Source organism: Micromonospora sp. DT68 (genome assembly GCF_049847245.1).
Lineage (GTDB): Bacteria > Actinomycetota > Actinomycetes > Mycobacteriales > Micromonosporaceae > Micromonospora > Micromonospora profundi.
Genome location: NZ_JBNCNZ010000013.1, coordinates 85086 through 102174, shown reverse-complemented (window position 1 = coordinate 102174; position 17089 = coordinate 85086). Strand labels below are relative to the sequence as shown.

Here is a 17089-nt window from a genome sequence, read left to right as displayed (position 1 = left end):
GGCCGGCTGCGGCCGCCGGTCGGCGCAACGCGAGACGAACATGAGGACACGGAACGCAGTGGCCAGGGACTACTACGGCATCCTCGGTGTCAGCCGGGAAGCCTCCGATGATGAGATCAAGCGCGCCTACCGCAAGTTGGCGCGCCAGTTCCACCCGGACGTCAATCCGGACCCGGAGGCTCAGGAGAAGTTCAAGGACATCAACGCCGCGTACGAGGTCCTCTCGGACGACCGCAAGCGGCAGATCGTCGACCTGGGCGGCGACCCGCTCGCCCCGGGCGGCGGTGGCGCCGGCGGTCCGGGCGGCCCGGGCGGGGCCGGCCCGTTCGTCGGATTCCAGGACATCATGGACGCGTTCTTCGGCGGCGCGGCGGGCGGCGCCCGTGGCCCCCGCCCACGGACCCGTCCGGGCTCCGACGCGATCCTGCGACTCGAACTGGACCTGCACGAGACGGCGTTCGGCGTCGAGGCCCCGATCACCGTCGACACGGCTGTGCTCTGCACCACCTGCTCGGGCGCCGGCACGGCAGCCGGCACCCACCTGGCCACCTGTGAGGCGTGCGCCGGTCGGGGCGAGGTGCAGTCGGTGCAGCGCACCTTCCTCGGCCAGGTGGTGTCGGCCCGCCCGTGCACCGTCTGCCAGGGCTACGGCACCACGATCCCGCACCCCTGCCCCACCTGCGCCGGCGACGGCCGGGTGCGTACCCGACGCTCGCTGACCGTCAAGATCCCGGCCGGCGTCGAGGACGGCATGCGGATCCGCCTCGCCCAGCAGGGGGAGGTCGGCCCGGGTGGCGGCACCGCCGGCGACCTCTACGTCGAGATCCACGAGAGGCCCCACGACGTCTACTCGCGCAAGGGTGACGACCTGCACTGCCGGGTCACCGTGCCGATGACCGCCGCGGCGCTGGGCACCCGCCTCACCATCAAGACCCTCGACAGCGAGGAGACCGTCGACGTCAAGGCCGGCACCCAGCCGGCCAGCACGCTGCGGCTGCGCGCCCGAGGTGTGCCGCACCTGCGCGGCACCGGCAGGGGCGACCTGTACGTGCACCTCGACGTCCGGACGCCGACCAAGCTCGACCCGGACCAGGAGCGGATGCTTCGCGACTTCGCCAAGACCCGTGGCGAGGAGGTCGCCGAGCTGACCAAGCAGGGCGGCTTCTTCTCCCGGATGCGCGACGCGTTCAACGGGCACGCCTGAGGTGTCCGCGCCGCTGTTCCTGGTCGAGGCGCTGCCCACCGGCGACGCGTTGATCCTGGACGGCCCGGAGGGGCACCACGCCGCCACGGTGCAGCGGCTGCGCGTCGGCGAGGAGTTGCTGCTCGCCGACGGCCGGGGCGGCACGGCCGCCGCCGTGGTCACCGCCGTCGGCAGGGGCGCCCTGGAGGTCACCATCACCTCCCGGGGGTACGCGGACGCGCCCGTACCCCGGCTGGTGACAGTGCAGGGCATCGCCAAGGGCGACCGAGGTGAGCTGGCCGTGCAGGCGATGACCGAGGTCGGTGTGGACGAGATCGTGCCCTGGGCGGCGTCCCGCTCGGTGACCCAGTGGCGCGGCGACCGAGGCGTACGCGCCCGGGAGAAGTGGGTGGCCACCGCGCGGGAGGCTGCCAAGCAGGCACGCCGACCCTGGCTGCCGGTCGTGGCCGGGGCGCCGGACGAGTCCACAGCGACGGTGGCCCGCCGGATCGCCGGTGCCGCCGCCGGGTTCGTCCTGCACGAGGAGGCCGAGGAACGGCTCTCGACCGCCGACCTGCCAAGCATCGGGGAGATCGTGCTTGTCGTCGGCCCGGAGGGCGGCATCGATTCGGCCGAGCTGACAGCGTTCCGGGCAGCCGGCGGCCGACCGGTACGGCTCGGTGTCGAGGTCCTGCGCACCTCCACCGCAGGCGTGGCAGCGCTCAGCGTGCTCGCCACCCGCCTCGGCCGCTGGTAGCCCCACCTCCCGCCGCAGTGGGCCGACCCCGACCTCGACCCGGCCTCGGCTCTCGCCCCGACCCCGGCCCCGCCCACTTGTCCCTGTTCCTGTTCCCGGCGGTCGCCCGACCAGGTGCGGTCAGTGTCCTTTGCTCTGCTTCAACTGACGCAACAGTTTCGGCCCTTGAGTGTGTGGCGGAGTGCGCTGGCGGCGGTCAGCTGCGCAGGTAGGACGCGCCGTTGAGGTCGACGATGGTGCCCGAGGCCCACTCCGCTTCCGGGGACGCCAGCCAGTGCACGGCTGCGGCGATCTCCTCCGGCCGGGCCACCCGGTCGAACGGGCTCTGCGCCCGGATCGCCGCGCCGCCCTCGCCGCGAAGGTGCTCGGTGGTCATGTCGGTCGCCACGAAGCCCGGCGCGACAGTGGCGACAGCGATGCCGTACGGCGCTAGCGCCACGGCGAGGGACTGGCCCAGCGCGTTCAGCCCCGCCTTGCTGGCGCCGTACGCCGGCTGGTGCGGCTCGCCCCGGAACGCGCCCCGCGACGACACGTTGACGATCCGGCCGCCGCGCTCGCGCATGTGCTGTGCGGCACACCAGGTGACGTTGCCGGCGCCGGTCAGGTTGGTCTCCAGCACCTGCCGCCAGCGCCGTTGCCACTCCTCGTAGGAGGTGCCGAAGATCGGGTGTGGGTCGTCCCGGTCGCCGTACATCCCGGCGTTGTTGACAAGGACGTCCAGCCCGCCGAGCTGCTCGGCGGCATCGTCGACCATGGCCCGGACGGCGTCCGGGTCGGTGAGGTCGGCGCGGACCACCACGTGCCCCGTACCCGGAAGTTGCGCGAGTAGTTCCTCGGCCGCGGCGGCGGAGTCGCGGTGGTGGATCGCGACCCGGTCGCCGCCGGCCGCGAACGCCGTCGCCACCGCCCTGCCGATGCCGCGCGAAGAACCGGTCACCAGTACCGCCCGAGCCGTCATGGCGGCCATCCTGCCCCAGGAGCCGCGTGTGCTCCGAGCGGCCCCTTCCTTACACTGCCCCGATGGGATCCGACTGCCTGTTCTGCCGCATCGTCGCCGGGGAGATCCCGGCCACAGTGGTCCGGGAGACCGCCACGACGCTCGCCTTCCGTGACATCGACCCGAAGGCGCCGGTGCACGTACTCGTCATTCCGAAGGAGCACTACGCCGATGTCGCCACCCTCGGGCAGGGCGACCCCGGGCTGGCCGGTGAGGTGCTGGCCACGGCCGCCGCGGTGGCCGAGGACGAGGGCCTGCTCGGCGACGGATTCCGGCTGATGTTCAACACCGGGAGGTACGGCGGCCAGGAGGTGTTCCACGTGCACGCGCACCTGCTCGGCGGTGCGCCGCTCGGCCCGATGCTCGCGCGGAGCGTGGCGTGACATCAGGCCCCGGCGCGCACGACCGGTTGGACCGGCTGGTCCGGCGGGTGCAGGCCGACGCCAGGGTGCCTGCTGTGTCGGCGGCGCTGCACAGGGCCGACCGGCCGCTGTGGACCTGCACCGTCGGCGACACCGGCACCGACAGCGCGCTGGGGCCGCGCACCCAGTTCCGGATCGGCTCGGTCACCAAGACCTTCACGGCGGTGCTCACCCTTCAGTGCCGCGACGACGGACTGCTCGACCTGGATGATCCGGTCGGCCGGTACCTGGACCTGCCGGCGCACGGTGAGCTGACCGTACGGCGGCTGCTGTCGCACACCGGTGGTCTGCAACGTGAGCCGTTCGGCGACGTCTGGGACACCCTGGCCGCACCCGATGCGGAGCGGCTGGTGGCCGAGCTGGACCGGGCCGAGCGGGTCCTGCCGTCGGGCCGCCGGTTCCACTACTCCAACCTCGGGATGGCCGTACTCGGCCTGCTTGTGGCCCGGCTGCGCGGCGGCAGTTGGGCGGAGGTGCTCGCCGAGCGGGTGTCGACGCCGCTCGGGCTGACCGACACCACAGTGACGCCCCTGCCGACGGCTGCGACAGGGTTCCTTGTCGACGCGTACTCCGACGAGGCCCACCCCGAGCCGCCGACCGACTTCGGCGCGGTCGGCCCGGCCGCCCAGCTCTGGAGCACGGCGACCGACATGGCCCGCTGGGCGGCGTTCCTCGCCGACCCGGCGGCGATCGACCCGTCCGGCGCGGTGCTCGCCCCGGGCACCCTCGACGAGATGCGCTGGCCGCTGACCACCACCGACGAGACGCTCTGGGGCGCCGGCTTCGGGCTCGGACTGATCCTCGTCCCCCAGGGCGAGCGGGTGGTGCACGTGGGGCACGACGGCGCGATGCCCGGTTTCCTGGCAGCCGTGTACGGCCGCCGGGGCGGCGACGGCACGCCAGGCGCGATGGGCGCCGCGGTGGTCGGCTCCTCCGGAACGGCGACGGACCTGCTCGACCTGCCGCACCGGCTGCTCGCCGAGGCCGTCGAGCACGACCCGGCCGAGATCGAGCCCTGGCGGCCCGGCGCACCCGCCCCGGCAGCCCTGCGGGGTGTGCTCGGTCGCTGGTGGGGCGAGGGCTTCGAGTACGTCTTCTCCTGGCATGACGGCACACTGCGGGCACGCGGGGCAGGCGATCCAGCCGGGCGCCCACCTGCGGTCTTCGCCCCGCTGCCGGACCGGCCGGACGTGTTCCGGACCGTGTCCGGCCGGGAGGTGGGCGAGCTGTTGAGGCTGACCCGGGACGACGCCGGAACGGTGGTCCGGATGCACTGGGCGACCTACCGGTTCACCCGCCACCAGGAGACCTTCGACAGGTACGACTTCCGGGCCGGCGGTTGATCGCGGCCAGCGGAAATGGGCGCGATGCGTCCCGCGTTGAACGGATACGATGGCTGCAACGTCCGCACGCCGTGCCAGCAGGGCCGGCGCCCGAGATCGAGAGCAGGTGCGCAGGGCCCTTCGGCCCAACTTATGACCGGCACCCCACCTCCCGGCGTTCCCCGGGTGCAGACCAGGATCACCGTGCCCGACCCCAAGATCATGGTCAATCTGCTCGGCGCGGGCGACGAGATCCTGCGACTCGTCGAGCGTTCGGTCACGAGTGACGTGCACGTGCGGGGCAACGAGATCACCATCACCGGCGCTCCCGCCGACAACGCCCTTGCCGAGCGGGTCTTCAGTGAGCTGCTCGAACTCATCGAGAAAGGCGAGACCCTGACCACTGACGCCGTCCGGCGTACCGTCGGCATGCTCGAGCAGGGCAGCGCCGAGCGGCCCGCCGAGGTCCTGACCCTCGACATCCTCTCCCGTCGCGGCCGCACCATCCGTCCCAAGACGCTCGGGCAGAAGCGCTACGTCGACGCGATCGACTCGCACACCATCGTCTTCGGTATCGGCCCGGCCGGCACCGGCAAGACCTACCTGGCGATGGCGAAGGCCGTCCAGGCGTTGCAGGCCAAGCAGGTCAACCGGATCATTCTGACCCGCCCGGCGGTCGAGGCGGGGGAGCGGCTTGGCTTCCTGCCCGGCACCCTCAACGAGAAGATCGACCCGTACCTGCGGCCGCTGTACGACGCGCTGCACGACATGCTCGACCCCGAGTCGATCCCGAAGCTGATGGCCGCCGGCACGATCGAGGTCGCCCCGCTGGCGTACATGCGGGGCCGCACGCTCAATGACGCGTTCATCATCCTGGACGAGGCGCAGAACACGACGCCCGAGCAGATGAAGATGTTCCTCACCCGGCTCGGCTTCAACTCCAAGATCGTCGTGACGGGTGACATCACCCAGGTGGACCTTCCCGGCGGGACGAGCAGCGGCCTGCGGGTGGTTCGGGAGATCCTGGAGAACGTCGAGGACGTGCACTTCTCCCAGTTGTCCAGCTCCGACGTGGTCCGCCACCGGCTGGTCGGGGAGATCGTCGACGCGTACGCCCGCTGGGATGCCGAGCGGGAAACCCAGCAGGCGCAGGGCGTCCATGCCGTACCCGGGCGACCTGCCCAGGGCGGCCGTGCCGGCCGCCGCCGCTAAAGCAGAGGAAAGCAGTTGTCCATCGAGATCGCCAACGAGTCCGGTGCCGAGGTCGACACCGACGCCGTGCTCGCTGTCGCCAGGCACGCCCTCGACGAGATGGGGGTCAACCCCCTCGCCGAGTTGTCGGTGCTGCTTGTCGACATCGACTACATGACCGAGCTGAACCACCGCTGGATGGGTGGCGACGGCCCGACCGACGTGCTCGCCTTCCCGATGGACGAGGGAAGCGTCGACCACGGCCCGGGCGAGACCGCCCCTGCCGGCGGCGAGCCGGCGCTGCTCGGTGACATCGTGCTCTGCCCGGAGGTCGCGGCCAAGCAGGCGGCGACCGCCGGGCACGCTCCGGCCGACGAGTTGCACCTGCTCACCGTGCACGGGGTGCTGCACCTGCTCGGCTACGACCACGCCGAGCCGGAGGAGGAGCGGGAGATGTTCGCGCTCCAGGCCCGACTGCTGGCGAGCTGGCGGTCGACCCGCAACCAGTGATGTCCACTCCGTTCCTTGCGGTCGGCCCTGCCGCCGGCCTTCCCGACCTGCAACTGATCTTCTTCGCGGCCGGCCTCGTGGTGCTGGCCGGTGTGATCGCGATGACCGAGGCGGCGCTCGCCGCTGTCTCCCCGGCGCGGGCAGCCGAGCTGGCACGTGACGGCGTACGCGGCGCCCGCACCCTCCAGGTCGTGGCCGGCGACGTCGTCCGGCACCTCAACCTGCTCCTGCTGCTGCGGCTTCTCGCCGAGCTGACCGCGACGACGCTTGTGGCGCTTGTCGCGGTGGACAGCTTCGGCGCCGGCTGGCGTGCCGCGCTTGTCACCGCCGGCGCGATGGCAGTGGTCAGCTTCGTGGTGGTCGGTGTCGCCCCGCGCACAATCGGCCGGCAGCACGCGTACGCCGTGGGGCGCGCGGCGGCGCCGCTGGTCCGCTGGCTGGGCCGTGCGCTCAACCCGCTGGCGTCACTGCTGATCCTGATCGGCAACGCGGTCACCCCGGGGCGCGGGTTCCCCGAGGGGCCGTTCGCCAGTCAGGTGGAGCTGCGTGAGCTTGTCGACCTCGCCGAGCAGCGCGGCGTCGTCGAGCACGGCGAACGCCAGATGATCCACTCGGTCTTCGCGCTCGGCGACACCATCGCCCGGGAGGTGATGGTTCCGCGTACCGAGATGGTGTGGATCGAGGAGGGCAAGACCCTCGCGCAGGCGCTGGCGCTCTTCCTGCGGTCCGGGTTCTCCCGCATCCCGGTGATCGGTGAGAGTGTCGACGACGTGCTGGGCGTGCTCTACCTCAAGGACCTGATCCGTCGGTCCCGGGGTGGCGACCCGGACGCCGAGCAGTTGCCGGTGGCCGAGCTGATGCGCCCGGCGACCTTCGTGCCGGAGTCCAAGCCGGTCGACGACCTTCTCTCCGAGATGCAGGCGGCCCGCAACCACCTGGTCATCGTTGTCGACGAGTACGGCGGCACCGGCGGTCTGGTCACCATCGAGGACATCCTCGAGGAGATCGTCGGTGAGATCACCGACGAGTACGATGTCGAACGCCCGCCGGTCGAACGCCTCGGGGAATCCTCGGTGCGGGTCACGGCCCGCCTGCCGGTGGAGAACCTTGGCGAGATGTTCGACACCGACCTGCCCACCGACGAGGTGGAGACGGTCGGTGGTCTGCTCGCCCAGTCGCTGGGGCGGGTGCCGATCCCCGGAGCGCAGGCCGAGGTGGCCGGCCTCCGGCTGGTCGCCGAGGGCACCACGGGCCGACGCAACCGGATCGACACCGTCCTGGTAAGCAGGGTGGAGTCGGGCGACGAGCAGGACACCGCGGGGCGCGGCGAGCAGGCCGGCCCTGGGGACGACCCGGACCATTATCGAGACGAGGAGAGGCAACCCGCCGATGCCTGACACACCCGCCGCGCCCGCCGCCCGGCCCACCCCCGCCGCAGCGGAGCCGCTGAGTGCCGAGGACGGCAAGCTCGTCGTCCTGGCCCGGGGAGCCCGTGCGCGGGTCGGTGCCGTGGAAGGCGCCGCGGTCCGGGACCAGGACGGCCGGACGTACGCGGCGGCAAGTGTCGCGTTGCCGTCGCTGACCCTCACCGCGCTCCAGTTGGCTGTGGCGTCGGCTGTGGCGGCCGGGGCGAGCCGGCTGGAGGCGGCTGCGGTGGTGACCGAGGCGTCGACGCTTGACGGCGCCGGGCACGCCGCCGTGCGTGATCTCGCCGTGGACGCGCCGATCCACGTGGCCGCGCCGGACGGCACCGTGTTGGGCACGGTGACCGAGTGAGTGCCGTGCGGGATCCCGAGCCGCGCCCGTACCGGGCAGGGTTCGGATGTTTCGTGGGCCGGCCCAACGCCGGCAAGTCCACGCTGACGAACGCCATCGTCGGCACCAAGATCGCGATCACCTCGAACAAGCCGCAGACCACCCGCCACGTCATCCGGGCGGTGCTGCACCGGCCGGAGTCGCAGCTGGTGCTCGTCGACACGCCGGGTCTGCACCGCCCCCGGACGTTGCTGGGTGAGCGTCTCAACGACCTGGTCCGCTCCACGTGGACGGAGGTCGACGTGATCGGTCTGTGCATCCCGGCCGACGAGCCGGTGGGTCGCGGTGACCGGTTCATCAGCGGTGAGCTGGCCGAGTTGAAGGCGACAGTGCTGGCGGTGGTCACCAAGACCGACCTGGTCGACAAGCGCCGGCTGGCCGAGCAGTTGCTCGCGGTAAGCGAGATGGGGGAGTTCGCCGAGATCGTGCCGGTGAGCGCCGTCTCCGGGCACCAGGTGGACACGCTCGTCGACGTGATGACGAACTACCTGCCACCGTCGCCGCAGCTCTACCCCGACGACATGCTCACCGACGACCCGGAGCAGGTGCTTGTCGCGGAGCTGATCCGGGAGGCGGCCCTGGAAGGGGTCCGTGACGAACTGCCGCACTCCATCGCCGTTGTGGTGGAGGAGATGATCCCCGAGGGCCGGCTCACGAAGATCTACGCCGACCTGTATGTGGAGCGGCCCAGCCAGAAGGCGATCGTGCTCGGTCACAAGGCGAGCCGGCTCAAGGAGGTCGGCACCACCGCCCGCCGGCAGATCGAGGAGTTGCTGGGCACGCGCGTCTATCTGGACCTGCACGTCCGCGTTGCGAAGGACTGGCAGCGCGACCCGAAGCAGCTGCGCAAACTGGGGTTCTGACGACCGTTCGGTCAGCCCTGGCCGAGCCAGGGCTGACCGGGCGATGGGTGCGCCACCGGACAAAGTCGTTATCGGTCGGGCGTATGGGATGATTCACGTTTGGGCGGGGCCGGTACCGTTTGGCGGCGACACCGCGAAGGGTAGGGGAGTACAACCCCCCGCTTCCCCGACCCAGATGCAGGCTGATGCGCAACCGGTATCTCGATCTGCTCCGTTTCCTGGCCATCGTCCGTGTTGTCGTCTACCACGTCACCGGGTGGGCGTCCCTCACCCTCGTCTTCCCTGCCATGTCGGTGATGTTCGCGCTGGCAGGGTCGTTGATGGCGGCCTCGCTCGCCCGTTCCGGCCCGGCCGCGGTCGGTCGTCGGCTGCGCCGGCTGCTGCCGTCGCTGTGGGTCGTGGCGGTGGTCTTCGTCCCGGCCATGCTGTTCACCGGCCTGTCGCTGTCACCCCGGGTGCTGCTGTGGCTGTTCCCGATCGCGGACCCACCGGCAAACAACTGGGGTGCCCTCGCGCTCAGCGTCATCTGGTACCTGCGCGACTACCTGTGGTTCGTGTTCGCCTCGCCGATCGCGTTCTGGCTGTTCCGCAAGGCCCCGCTGCCCACACTGCTCGCCCCGTACCTGCTGCTGCTGGCGATCGAGGCCGGCATCTACCAGGCGCCCCCGCCGGTACTGCGCGAGTTCGGGTTGTACTTCGGCGCCTGGATGCTCGGTTTCGCCCACCAGGCCGGCATGCTGCGCCGGCTCGCCGGCCGCATCCTCTACCCGCTGGCGTCGGTTCTCGCGCTGGCCGGCGGGGCCTGGCTCGCCGCGCATCCAGGCCCCCGGGGGTACGACCTCAACGACAACCACCTCGGTAACGCCCTCTGGTCGGCGGCGTTCATCCTGATCGCCCTGGGTCGCGGGCCGGCGGGGATGGCCTGGTTGGAGCGCAGCCGCCTGGCCGACAGGGCGGTGACGGTGGTCAACCGGCGGGCGCTCACCATCTACCTCTGGCACATGCCGTTCGTGGTTGCCCTCACCCCGCTGGTCGACGTCGTCGGCTGGTCCCACCAGGACCCGTTGGGGCTCGCCATCCGGGTGTTGCTCGTCTTCGCGCTGGTCGGGCTCGTCACTCTGGCCGTCGGCTGGGTCGAGGACGTCGCCGCCCGTCGCCGCCCGGAGTTGATCCCCGCAGGCCCGTCGAGCCCGATCGAGCCGTCGAGTCGGCCCACCGCTGGCTCGACGAGCCCGCCGACTGCGGGTCCGTCGAGCCCGGCGCCCGCAGGCCCGTCGAGCCCGGCGACCGCCGAGCCGGAAGGTCGGTCGCCTGTCCCGCGACCACGCTCCGGCACCGAGATCAACGCTGGCTGATCGTGACGTTGCCGCTGCCGGTGGACCCGTCCAGCACCACAGGCGAGTTCGGGTCGTTGACGACGGTGACCTCCGACTCGCCGGAACCGGTGCTGGTGCGGACCCGGTAGCTGCCGGAGGGCACCAGCAGCGTGGCGTTTCCGCTGGAGGTGCGCACCCGGGCCGAGACCTGCGTCTCCAACTCGATGGTGACGTTGCCCGAGCCGGCCTCGGCGTCCGTGGCACCGCTGACCCGGCGGGCGTTGACGTTGCCGGACCCGGCACGCAGTCGTACCGACGTGCTGGCCTCGCTGAGCTCGATGTTGCCGGAGCCGGTCTCCACGTCGACCGCCCCGGAGGCCCCGGCCACCCGTATCTCACCTGAGCCCCACCGCAGCTTCACCGCCCCGACCTGGCTCAACTCGACGTTGCCGGAGCCTCCCTCACCCTCCACGATCACGCCCGGCGGAGCTGTCACCTCGTAGGAGACGCTGCACCGGTTGCCGCAGTCGCTGTCGAGGATCAGTTCGCTGTCCTTGATTTCGTACCGTGCCTTGGGCTCGCCGCCCTGGTACCGCACCACCCGCTTGATCCGTACCTCGGTGTCCGAGCCGGTGCCCCGGACCACCACGTCACCGGACCCACCTCGGACCTGGATGTTGGTGATCTTCGCGGCTTCGGTGTCGTCGAAGTCGAGCCGCCGGAAGGCCAGGTTGTCGCACCCGGCGAGCAGGATGAGGATGGTGGCCAACCCCAATGAGACGGCCGTGGTGGTGCGGTGGCGAGGGGCTGCGATGATCCGTTGCGGTGCCATGGCGAGGACGCTACGGCCGGTGACCCGCCCTCCGCATCGGGGTTCGTCCGCGCGTCCACCCCGAACCAACCCTGATTTCGCACCCCGAGGGAGAATGGCCCGATGGCCGGGTATCGCCGACAGCTCTACCGCGACGACGCGGTGGTGCTGCGTGTGCAGAAACTCGGCGAGTCCGACCGGATCATCACACTGCTCACCCGCAGGCACGGCAGGCTGCGCGCCGTGGCCCGGGGCGTCCGGCGTACCACAAGCAAGTTCGGCGCCCGGCTGGAGCCGTTCGGCCACGTCGACCTCCAACTCGCCGGTGACCCCAAGGGCAACCACGGCAGTTCGCTGCACACCGTCAGCCAGGTCGAGGGCATCGACCTGTACGGCAAGCGGTTCCTCGGCGACTATCCCCGCTACACGGCGGCAAGCGCGATCGCCGAGACCGCCGAGCGACTGACACCTGTCGAGCGGGAACCCTCGCTGCGCCTGTTCCAGCTCACAGTGGGCGCCCTGAAGGCGCTGTCCCGGGGCGAGCACGCCACCACCCTGGTGCTCGACGCGTACCTGCTGCGGGGTATGGCCCTTGCGGGCTGGGCGCCCGCGCTTGTCGCCTGCGCGGTCTGCGGCACCCCCGGGCGGCACCGCGCGTTCTCCGTGCCGGCCGGCGGCGCGGTCTGCCCGGACTGCCGGCCACCCGGCGCGGCCCACCCCGCGCCGGCCACCATCGACCTGATGTCCGCGTTGGCCACCGGCGACTGGGTGGTCGCCGACGCCACCGAGACCGGTGTACGCCGGGAGTGCAGCGGCCTTGTCGCAGCGCACCTGCAGTGGCACCTGGAACGCGCGCTACGCTCGCTGCCGCTGGTCGATCGGGGTCCCTCGGCGGCCGGCTCGGCCCCGCTGCCGGACGACGCGGCCGGGGCCGTGGCGCCTCGGCCACGCGGTGACGGTGCGGTCGGGGTGGACGGTGCGAACAGGGAGAGAGCCGAGTGATCCGATCGACGAGGGCCGGCCGGCGCGAGCCGACGCCACCGACACCGCACCCGTCGGGTGCCCGGCCACCGGCGCTGCCCGCCGAGGCGGTGCCGAAGCACGTGGCAGTGGTGATGGACGGCAACGGCCGGTGGGCCAAGGAACGCGGGCTGCCTCGCACCAAGGGGCACGAGGCGGGGGAGCACAGCCTCTTCGACACCATTGAAGGCGCCATCGAGATGGGCATCCCCTACCTGTCGGCGTACGCGTTCTCCACCGAGAACTGGCGGCGCTCGCCGGACGAGGTCCGGTTCCTGATGGGGTTCAACCGGGACGTCATCCGCCGCCGCCGCGACCAGTTGGTCGACCTCGGCGTCCGGGTGGTCTGGTCGGGCCGGCCCGGCCGGTTGTGGAAGAGCGTCATCTCCGAGTTGCAGACCGCCGAGGAGATGTCCCGGGGCAACTCGACGCTGACCCTCCAGTTCTGCGTCAACTACGGCGGGCAGGCCGAGATCGGCGATGCCGTCGCCGCGATCGCCCGGGACGTGGCCACCGGCCGGCTCGACCCGGCGAAGGTCACCGAGAAGACAGTGGCGAAATACCTGTACCACCCGGAGATCCCGGAGGTGGACCTGTTCCTGCGCCCCTCCGGGGAGGAACGGATCTCCAACTTCCTGCTCTGGCAGACCGCGTACGCCGAACTGGTCTTCCTGGACACGCTCTGGCCGGACTTCGACCGCCGACACCTCTGGTACGCGTGCGAGCTGTACGCCCAGCGGGACCGCCGCTTCGGCGGAGCGCTGCCCAACCCTGTCGCCCCGGTCGGCTGAGAGGCTTACCGGCACGTCACAGTGGGTACCAGGACGTCACGAGCCACTGACGGAGGTGAACCCACATGATCCAGAAGCGCATTGCACAGTGGGCGGTGATGGCGATCGCGGTGCCAGTGGCCGCGGCCGGTGCCCGCCGCCTCAGCCACACCTTGGAGGCCCGGCGCGGTTCCTCCGGCCTGACCCGGATGCTCACCAAGGGCGCCGACATGGTCCGCCCGCAGAAGGCGAAGCGCCGCCGCCTCTGGTGACCTGTTACCCCCGGCGCCGCCCCCGCATCGCGGAGGCGGCGCCGCACCATATCCACCCACGCCGCGTGTCCGCTCGTCCGCCCTGCCCCACCACGCACGGTCGATCATGGAGTTGTGGTGCCTGATTCAAGGCTATAAAGGGCTTTTGTGAGGCACCACAACTCCATGATCGACGCCGTGCGGGCTTGGGGCGCGGGTCGGGGCGGGTTTGCTTTTGGCGTCAGGGTCAGGGGGGTCGGGTTGTTTTCGAGGTGGGGGGCGGTGGGGCGGGGGTAGGGTCGGGCGGAGACGTACGCCGTCGTGCGGGGGTGGAGATGCGGGATCTCCGGTACAAGATGATCATGGCGTTGAATGCTGCTGACCTGGGTGATCCGCTCTGCGAACAGGTGGCCGAGATCTGCGCCGAGATCGCCGAGCAGCACTGCGCGGAGTTCGGCCACACGCCACAGGTGCGTACCGGCGAGATCGCCGAGCTGGCCACCGGCGAGCCGGCGCTGACCTGGGCACCGTCGACCCCGGACGCCGGTCAGCGGGCCTGGTGACCGCGCCCGCACCTGCGGTCGACCTGCGCCGCGCCGAAGACCGCTTCGCCACCCGGATCTCCTGGCTGGATTCCAAGCATTCCTTCTCGTTCTCCCGGCACTACGACCCGGCCAACACCCACCACGGTCTGCTGCTTGTCAACAACGACGACGTGGTCCGCCCCGGCGCCGGCTTCGAGACGCACCCGCACCAGGACATGGAGATCGTCACCTGGGTGCTGCGCGGCTCCCTGGTGCACCAGGACTCCACAGGCCACTCGGGAGTGATCTATCCGGGGCTGGCGCAGCGCATGAGCGCCGGTACGGGCATCCTGCACTCGGAGAAGAACGACGCCTGGCGGCTCAACAACCAGGAGCCGCACAGCGACCCCGTGCACTTCGTGCAGATGTGGGTGCTCCCCGACGAGCAGAGCGTCGATCCCGGCTACGAGCAGCTGGAGATCGAGGACGAGTTGCTGCGGGGCGGCCTGGTGCCTGTCGCCTCCGGCATGGACCGCTACGACGGCGCGTCCGCCATCAGGATCCGCAACCGGTACGCCACCCTGCACGCCGCCCGGCTCACCCCGGGCGACGAGGTCACCCTCCCGGACGCGCCTTTCGTGCACCTGTACGTGCCCAACGGCACGGTGACCCTGGAGGGCAGTGGCCCGCTAGGCACCGGCGACGCGGCCCGACTAGCCATGACCGGCGGCCGGCGGGTAACCGCCGACGAACCGGCCGAGATCCTGGTCTGGGAAATGCACGCAACCCTTGCCTGACCCCGCTCCCGCGATCTTGCACTTTCTGCCCCGTCATAACGGTACGTAGACCGCATTCCGGGGTCCGAAAGTGCAAGATCGCGGGGAGAGGGCGGCGGGGGTTAGGCCGGGGACTCTGTGTGGTCGCCTGCCCAGAGGGTGTGGAACGAGCCTTCGCGGTCGACGCGCTGGTACGTGTGTGCCCCGAAGTTGTCCCGCAGGCCCTGGATCAGCGCGGCGGGCAGCCGCTCGGCGCGCAGCGCGTCGAAGTACGCAAGCGACGACGAGAACGCCGGCGTCGGCACCCCGGCCCGGGTCGCGTCGGCCACCACCCGCCGCCAGCTCGGCACGCCGGCACCGACCGCCTCGGCGAAGTACGGCGCCACAAGCAGCGTCGGCAGGTCAGGCTGCTCGTCGTACGCCTCACGGATCCGGTCGAGGAAACGGGCGCGGATGATGCAGCCGCCCCGCCAGATCGTCGCCGTGCCGCCGAGGTCGATGTTCCAGTCGTACTCCTGGCTGCCGGCGCGGATGTGGTCGAAGCCCTGCGCGTACGCAACGATCTTGGAAGCGAGCAGCGCCCGGCGGACGTCCTCGACGAACGCGTCCCGGTCGGTCACCTGCCACTGGTCACCGGTGTCCGGGAACGCCCGGCGGGCCGCCTCGCGCTGGTCGACGTGCCCGGACAGCGAGCGGGCGAACGTCGCCTCGGCGATCCCGGTGATCGGGATGCCCAGGTCCAGGGCGCTCTGGACGGTCCACCGCCCGGTGCCCTTCTGCTCCGCGCGGTCCTGCACGACGTCCACGAAGGGGCGGCCGGTGGCCGCGTCGGTGTGCGCGAGCACATCGGCGGTGATCTCGATGAGGAACGAGCCCAACTCGCCAGCGTTCCAGTCGCGGAAGATCTGCGCGATCTCCGCCGGCTTCGCGTCCAGACCGGCCCGGAGCAGGTCGTACGCCTCGGCGATGAGCTGCATGTCGGCGTACTCGATGCCGTTGTGCACCATCTTGACGAAGTGCCCGGCGCCGTCCGGCCCGACGTGCGCGCAGCACGGCACACCTTCCACCTGGGCGGCGATCTTTTCGAACATCGGCCCGAGCTTGGCGTACGACTCGTCGGAGCCGCCCGGCATGATGCTCGGCCCGAGCAGCGCGCCCTCCTCGCCGCCGGAAACACCGGTGCCGCTGAAGTGCAGCCCCTTCGCGCGCAGCGCCTCCTCGCGGCGGCGGGTGTCGGCGAAGTGGGCGTTGCCGCAGTCGACGATGATGTCGCCCTCGTCCAGCAGCGGTACCAACTCGTCGATCACCGCGTCGGTGGGCGCGCCCGCCTTGACCATCACGATCACCGCGCGGGGCCGTTCCAGCGACGCCACGAAGTCGGCCATCGACTCGCCGGGAACGAAGGTGCCCTCGTCACCGTGCTCGGCGACGAGGCTACGGGTGCGCTCGGGTGAACGGTTGTGCACCGCCACGGTGAAACCGTTGCGGGCCAGGTTGCGGGCCAGGTTGCGACCCATCACCGCCAACCCGGTCACGCCGATCTGCGCTGTCGCCTGCTGAGCCATCCGTGCTGCCACCTCTCGCCGTCGTGTGGTCCTGCTGCGACCGTATCGCGCTGCGCGCAGCGCGGGAACGCTGGTCGACAGGCGGTCACTGACTGGTACCGGTCAGCTCCCGCCGATGTCCAACCTGGCGCTCGACCGCGCGACACTCACTCCCCAGCGTCGCGGCCTCCCACCGATCGCGCCAGGAGCATCCGCCACGATCGCGCCAGGGAAAACCGGTCGTGCCGGAGTCCGGCACCGGATAGTGTGCGGTCATGCGCTACTGACGCCCAGTTTCCGAGCCGGCCCGCCGCCCCGCGCCGCGGTCCGTGCGCTCCCGGGCGTCCGCGTACTCGCCATCTGCATTCGGTGGTGCTTGGCGGTCCCGGTGAGCTGTCTCTTCCCTATCTCGACCGTCGAGCTGCGACGGTCACCAGCCGATCCGACCGACCGCCGGAGCGCGGGACCGGCCGTGACGGTCGGCACCGAAGGAGGCCCGGATGCCTGCCAGGCGCAACCCGAAGAAGTTCCGTACCCCCAGAGCAACGCCGCTCGGCGCCGACCCGGCGGCCAAGCACGGCCCGCTCCAGCCAACCCGCGCCGACCTCGGCCTCGCGGTCGAGCCGGCGCTTGTCGAGCCGGCAGCGCTGGTGGACCCGGCGGTGTCGATCGAACCGGCAGCGCTGGTCGAGCCGGCGGTGTCGCTGGGTGAGCTTGTGCCGCCGGTCGACGTGCCGGCCGCGGTCGACGCGCCGACGGTGGCCGACCTGCCGAAGGCGGCGTGGCGACCTGCGGCGCCGACGGCCGGACCGCCGCATGGCGGCGGAGGCCGCTCCGGCGGCAAGAGCCAGCAGGCCGGCCAGCCGCGCCGCTACGCCTTCCGCCGCAGCTGACCGATCCCGCCCCGCCGCGCGCTGTCCGGCGTGGGCCGCCCACTGCGTGCCGTGCGTCGCGTGCCGCGTGCCGGGGACGCCGCCCGCCGCGCGTCGCCCGCGGACGCGGACGCCGCCCGGCGGA

19 protein-coding genes are annotated in these 17089 nt (G+C 71.5%); 16 read left to right on the top strand and 3 right to left on the bottom strand.

The window, feature by feature from the left end:
- Positions 1-58: 58 nt before the first annotated feature.
- The gene (gene dnaJ / locus ACPXB1_RS22325) at positions 59-1204 is read left to right on the top strand and encodes a molecular chaperone DnaJ (RefSeq protein ID WP_197281542.1); all 1146 of its coding nucleotides are present in this window, start codon (positions 59-61) and stop codon (positions 1202-1204) included.
- Between the two features lies 1 nt (position 1205).
- On the top strand, positions 1206-1940 hold the full coding sequence (locus ACPXB1_RS22320) for a 16S rRNA (uracil(1498)-N(3))-methyltransferase (protein ID WP_355596006.1): 735 nt from the start codon (positions 1206-1208) through the stop codon (positions 1938-1940).
- A gap of 196 nt (positions 1941-2136) precedes the next feature.
- On the opposite strand, the gene ACPXB1_RS22315 is transcribed toward ACPXB1_RS22320, so the two are convergent.
- Positions 2137-2898 carry an SDR family NAD(P)-dependent oxidoreductase gene (locus ACPXB1_RS22315; RefSeq protein ID WP_355596008.1) on the bottom strand — a complete coding sequence of 254 codons (762 nt, stop codon included), beginning with the start codon at positions 2896-2898 and terminating at the stop codon, positions 2137-2139.
- Positions 2899-2960: 62 nt separating this feature from the next.
- Here ACPXB1_RS22315 and ACPXB1_RS22310 point away from each other — a divergent pair, with 62 nt between their 5' ends.
- From ACPXB1_RS22310 to ACPXB1_RS22275, 8 genes are all read left to right on the top strand, one after another.
- Positions 2961-3320, top strand: a complete 360-nt coding sequence (locus ACPXB1_RS22310) for a histidine triad nucleotide-binding protein (RefSeq protein ID WP_355596010.1) — start codon at positions 2961-2963, stop codon at positions 3318-3320.
- The gene (locus ACPXB1_RS22305; RefSeq protein WP_355596012.1) at positions 3317-4702 is read left to right on the top strand and encodes a serine hydrolase domain-containing protein; all 1386 of its coding nucleotides are present in this window, start codon (positions 3317-3319) and stop codon (positions 4700-4702) included. Before ACPXB1_RS22310 ends, ACPXB1_RS22305 begins: the two co-directional genes overlap by 4 nt.
- A gap of 132 nt (positions 4703-4834) precedes the next feature.
- A complete protein-coding gene (locus ACPXB1_RS22300; protein ID WP_355596014.1) occupies positions 4835-5893 on the top strand; it encodes a PhoH family protein in 1059 nt (352 codons plus the stop codon).
- Between the two features lie 15 nt (positions 5894-5908).
- The gene (gene ybeY, locus ACPXB1_RS22295; RefSeq protein ID WP_355596016.1) at positions 5909-6382 is read left to right on the top strand and encodes an rRNA maturation RNase YbeY; all 474 of its coding nucleotides are present in this window, start codon (positions 5909-5911) and stop codon (positions 6380-6382) included.
- The gene (locus tag ACPXB1_RS22290) at positions 6358-7779 is read left to right on the top strand and encodes a hemolysin family protein (RefSeq protein ID WP_355596178.1); all 1422 of its coding nucleotides are present in this window, start codon (positions 6358-6360) and stop codon (positions 7777-7779) included. Before ybeY ends, ACPXB1_RS22290 begins: the two co-directional genes overlap by 25 nt.
- On the top strand, positions 7772-8158 hold the full coding sequence (locus ACPXB1_RS22285; protein ID WP_355596018.1) for a cytidine deaminase: 387 nt from the start codon (positions 7772-7774) through the stop codon (positions 8156-8158). Before ACPXB1_RS22290 ends, ACPXB1_RS22285 begins: the two co-directional genes overlap by 8 nt.
- Before the next feature lie 5 nt (positions 8159-8163).
- The gene (gene era, locus ACPXB1_RS22280) at positions 8164-9060 is read left to right on the top strand and encodes a GTPase Era (protein WP_355596180.1); all 897 of its coding nucleotides are present in this window, start codon (positions 8164-8166) and stop codon (positions 9058-9060) included.
- A gap of 185 nt (positions 9061-9245) precedes the next feature.
- Positions 9246-10415 carry an acyltransferase family protein gene (locus ACPXB1_RS22275; protein ID WP_355596020.1) on the top strand — a complete coding sequence of 390 codons (1170 nt, stop codon included), beginning with the start codon at positions 9246-9248 and terminating at the stop codon, positions 10413-10415.
- Here the strand turns inward: ACPXB1_RS22275 and ACPXB1_RS22270 are convergent.
- Positions 10402-11208: a DUF4097 family beta strand repeat-containing protein gene (locus ACPXB1_RS22270; protein WP_355596022.1), complete on the bottom strand. Its 807-nt coding sequence runs from the start codon at positions 11206-11208 to the stop codon at positions 10402-10404. The genes ACPXB1_RS22275 and ACPXB1_RS22270 overlap by 14 nt on opposite strands.
- 102 nt (positions 11209-11310) lie before the next feature.
- Here ACPXB1_RS22270 and recO point away from each other — a divergent pair, with 102 nt between their 5' ends.
- The 5 genes from recO (at position 11311) to ACPXB1_RS22245 (ending at position 14549) form a co-directional block, all read left to right on the top strand.
- Positions 11311-12189 carry a DNA repair protein RecO gene (recO, locus tag ACPXB1_RS22265; RefSeq protein ID WP_355596024.1) on the top strand — a complete coding sequence of 293 codons (879 nt, stop codon included), beginning with the start codon at positions 11311-11313 and terminating at the stop codon, positions 12187-12189.
- Positions 12186-12998: an isoprenyl transferase gene (locus ACPXB1_RS22260; RefSeq protein ID WP_355596026.1), complete on the top strand. Its 813-nt coding sequence runs from the start codon at positions 12186-12188 to the stop codon at positions 12996-12998. The genes recO and ACPXB1_RS22260 overlap by 4 nt, the downstream gene beginning before the upstream one ends.
- Positions 12999-13063: 65 nt before the next feature.
- Positions 13064-13249 (top strand): hypothetical protein, encoded by a 186-nt coding sequence (locus ACPXB1_RS22255; protein ID WP_355596028.1) that lies wholly within the window; start codon positions 13064-13066, stop codon positions 13247-13249.
- Positions 13250-13563: 314 nt separating this feature from the next.
- On the top strand, positions 13564-13791 hold the full coding sequence (locus ACPXB1_RS22250; RefSeq protein ID WP_355596030.1) for a thioredoxin reductase: 228 nt from the start codon (positions 13564-13566) through the stop codon (positions 13789-13791).
- Positions 13788-14549, top strand: coding sequence for a pirin family protein (locus tag ACPXB1_RS22245; protein WP_355633175.1), 762 nt, complete (start codon positions 13788-13790; stop codon positions 14547-14549). The genes ACPXB1_RS22250 and ACPXB1_RS22245 overlap by 4 nt, the downstream gene beginning before the upstream one ends.
- 101 nt (positions 14550-14650) lie before the next feature.
- Here the strand turns inward: ACPXB1_RS22245 and gndA are convergent, their stop codons facing one another.
- Entirely contained in the window at positions 14651-16093 is a 1443-nt protein-coding gene (gndA, locus tag ACPXB1_RS22240; RefSeq protein WP_355596034.1) for an NADP-dependent phosphogluconate dehydrogenase, read from the bottom strand.
- 479 nt (positions 16094-16572) lie between these two features.
- Here gndA and ACPXB1_RS22235 point away from each other — a divergent pair, with 479 nt between their 5' ends.
- Complete coding sequence (locus ACPXB1_RS22235; RefSeq protein ID WP_355633178.1) at positions 16573-16965, top strand: hypothetical protein; 393 nt, start codon at positions 16573-16575, stop codon at positions 16963-16965.
- The last annotated feature ends 124 nt before the right edge of the window (positions 16966-17089 follow it).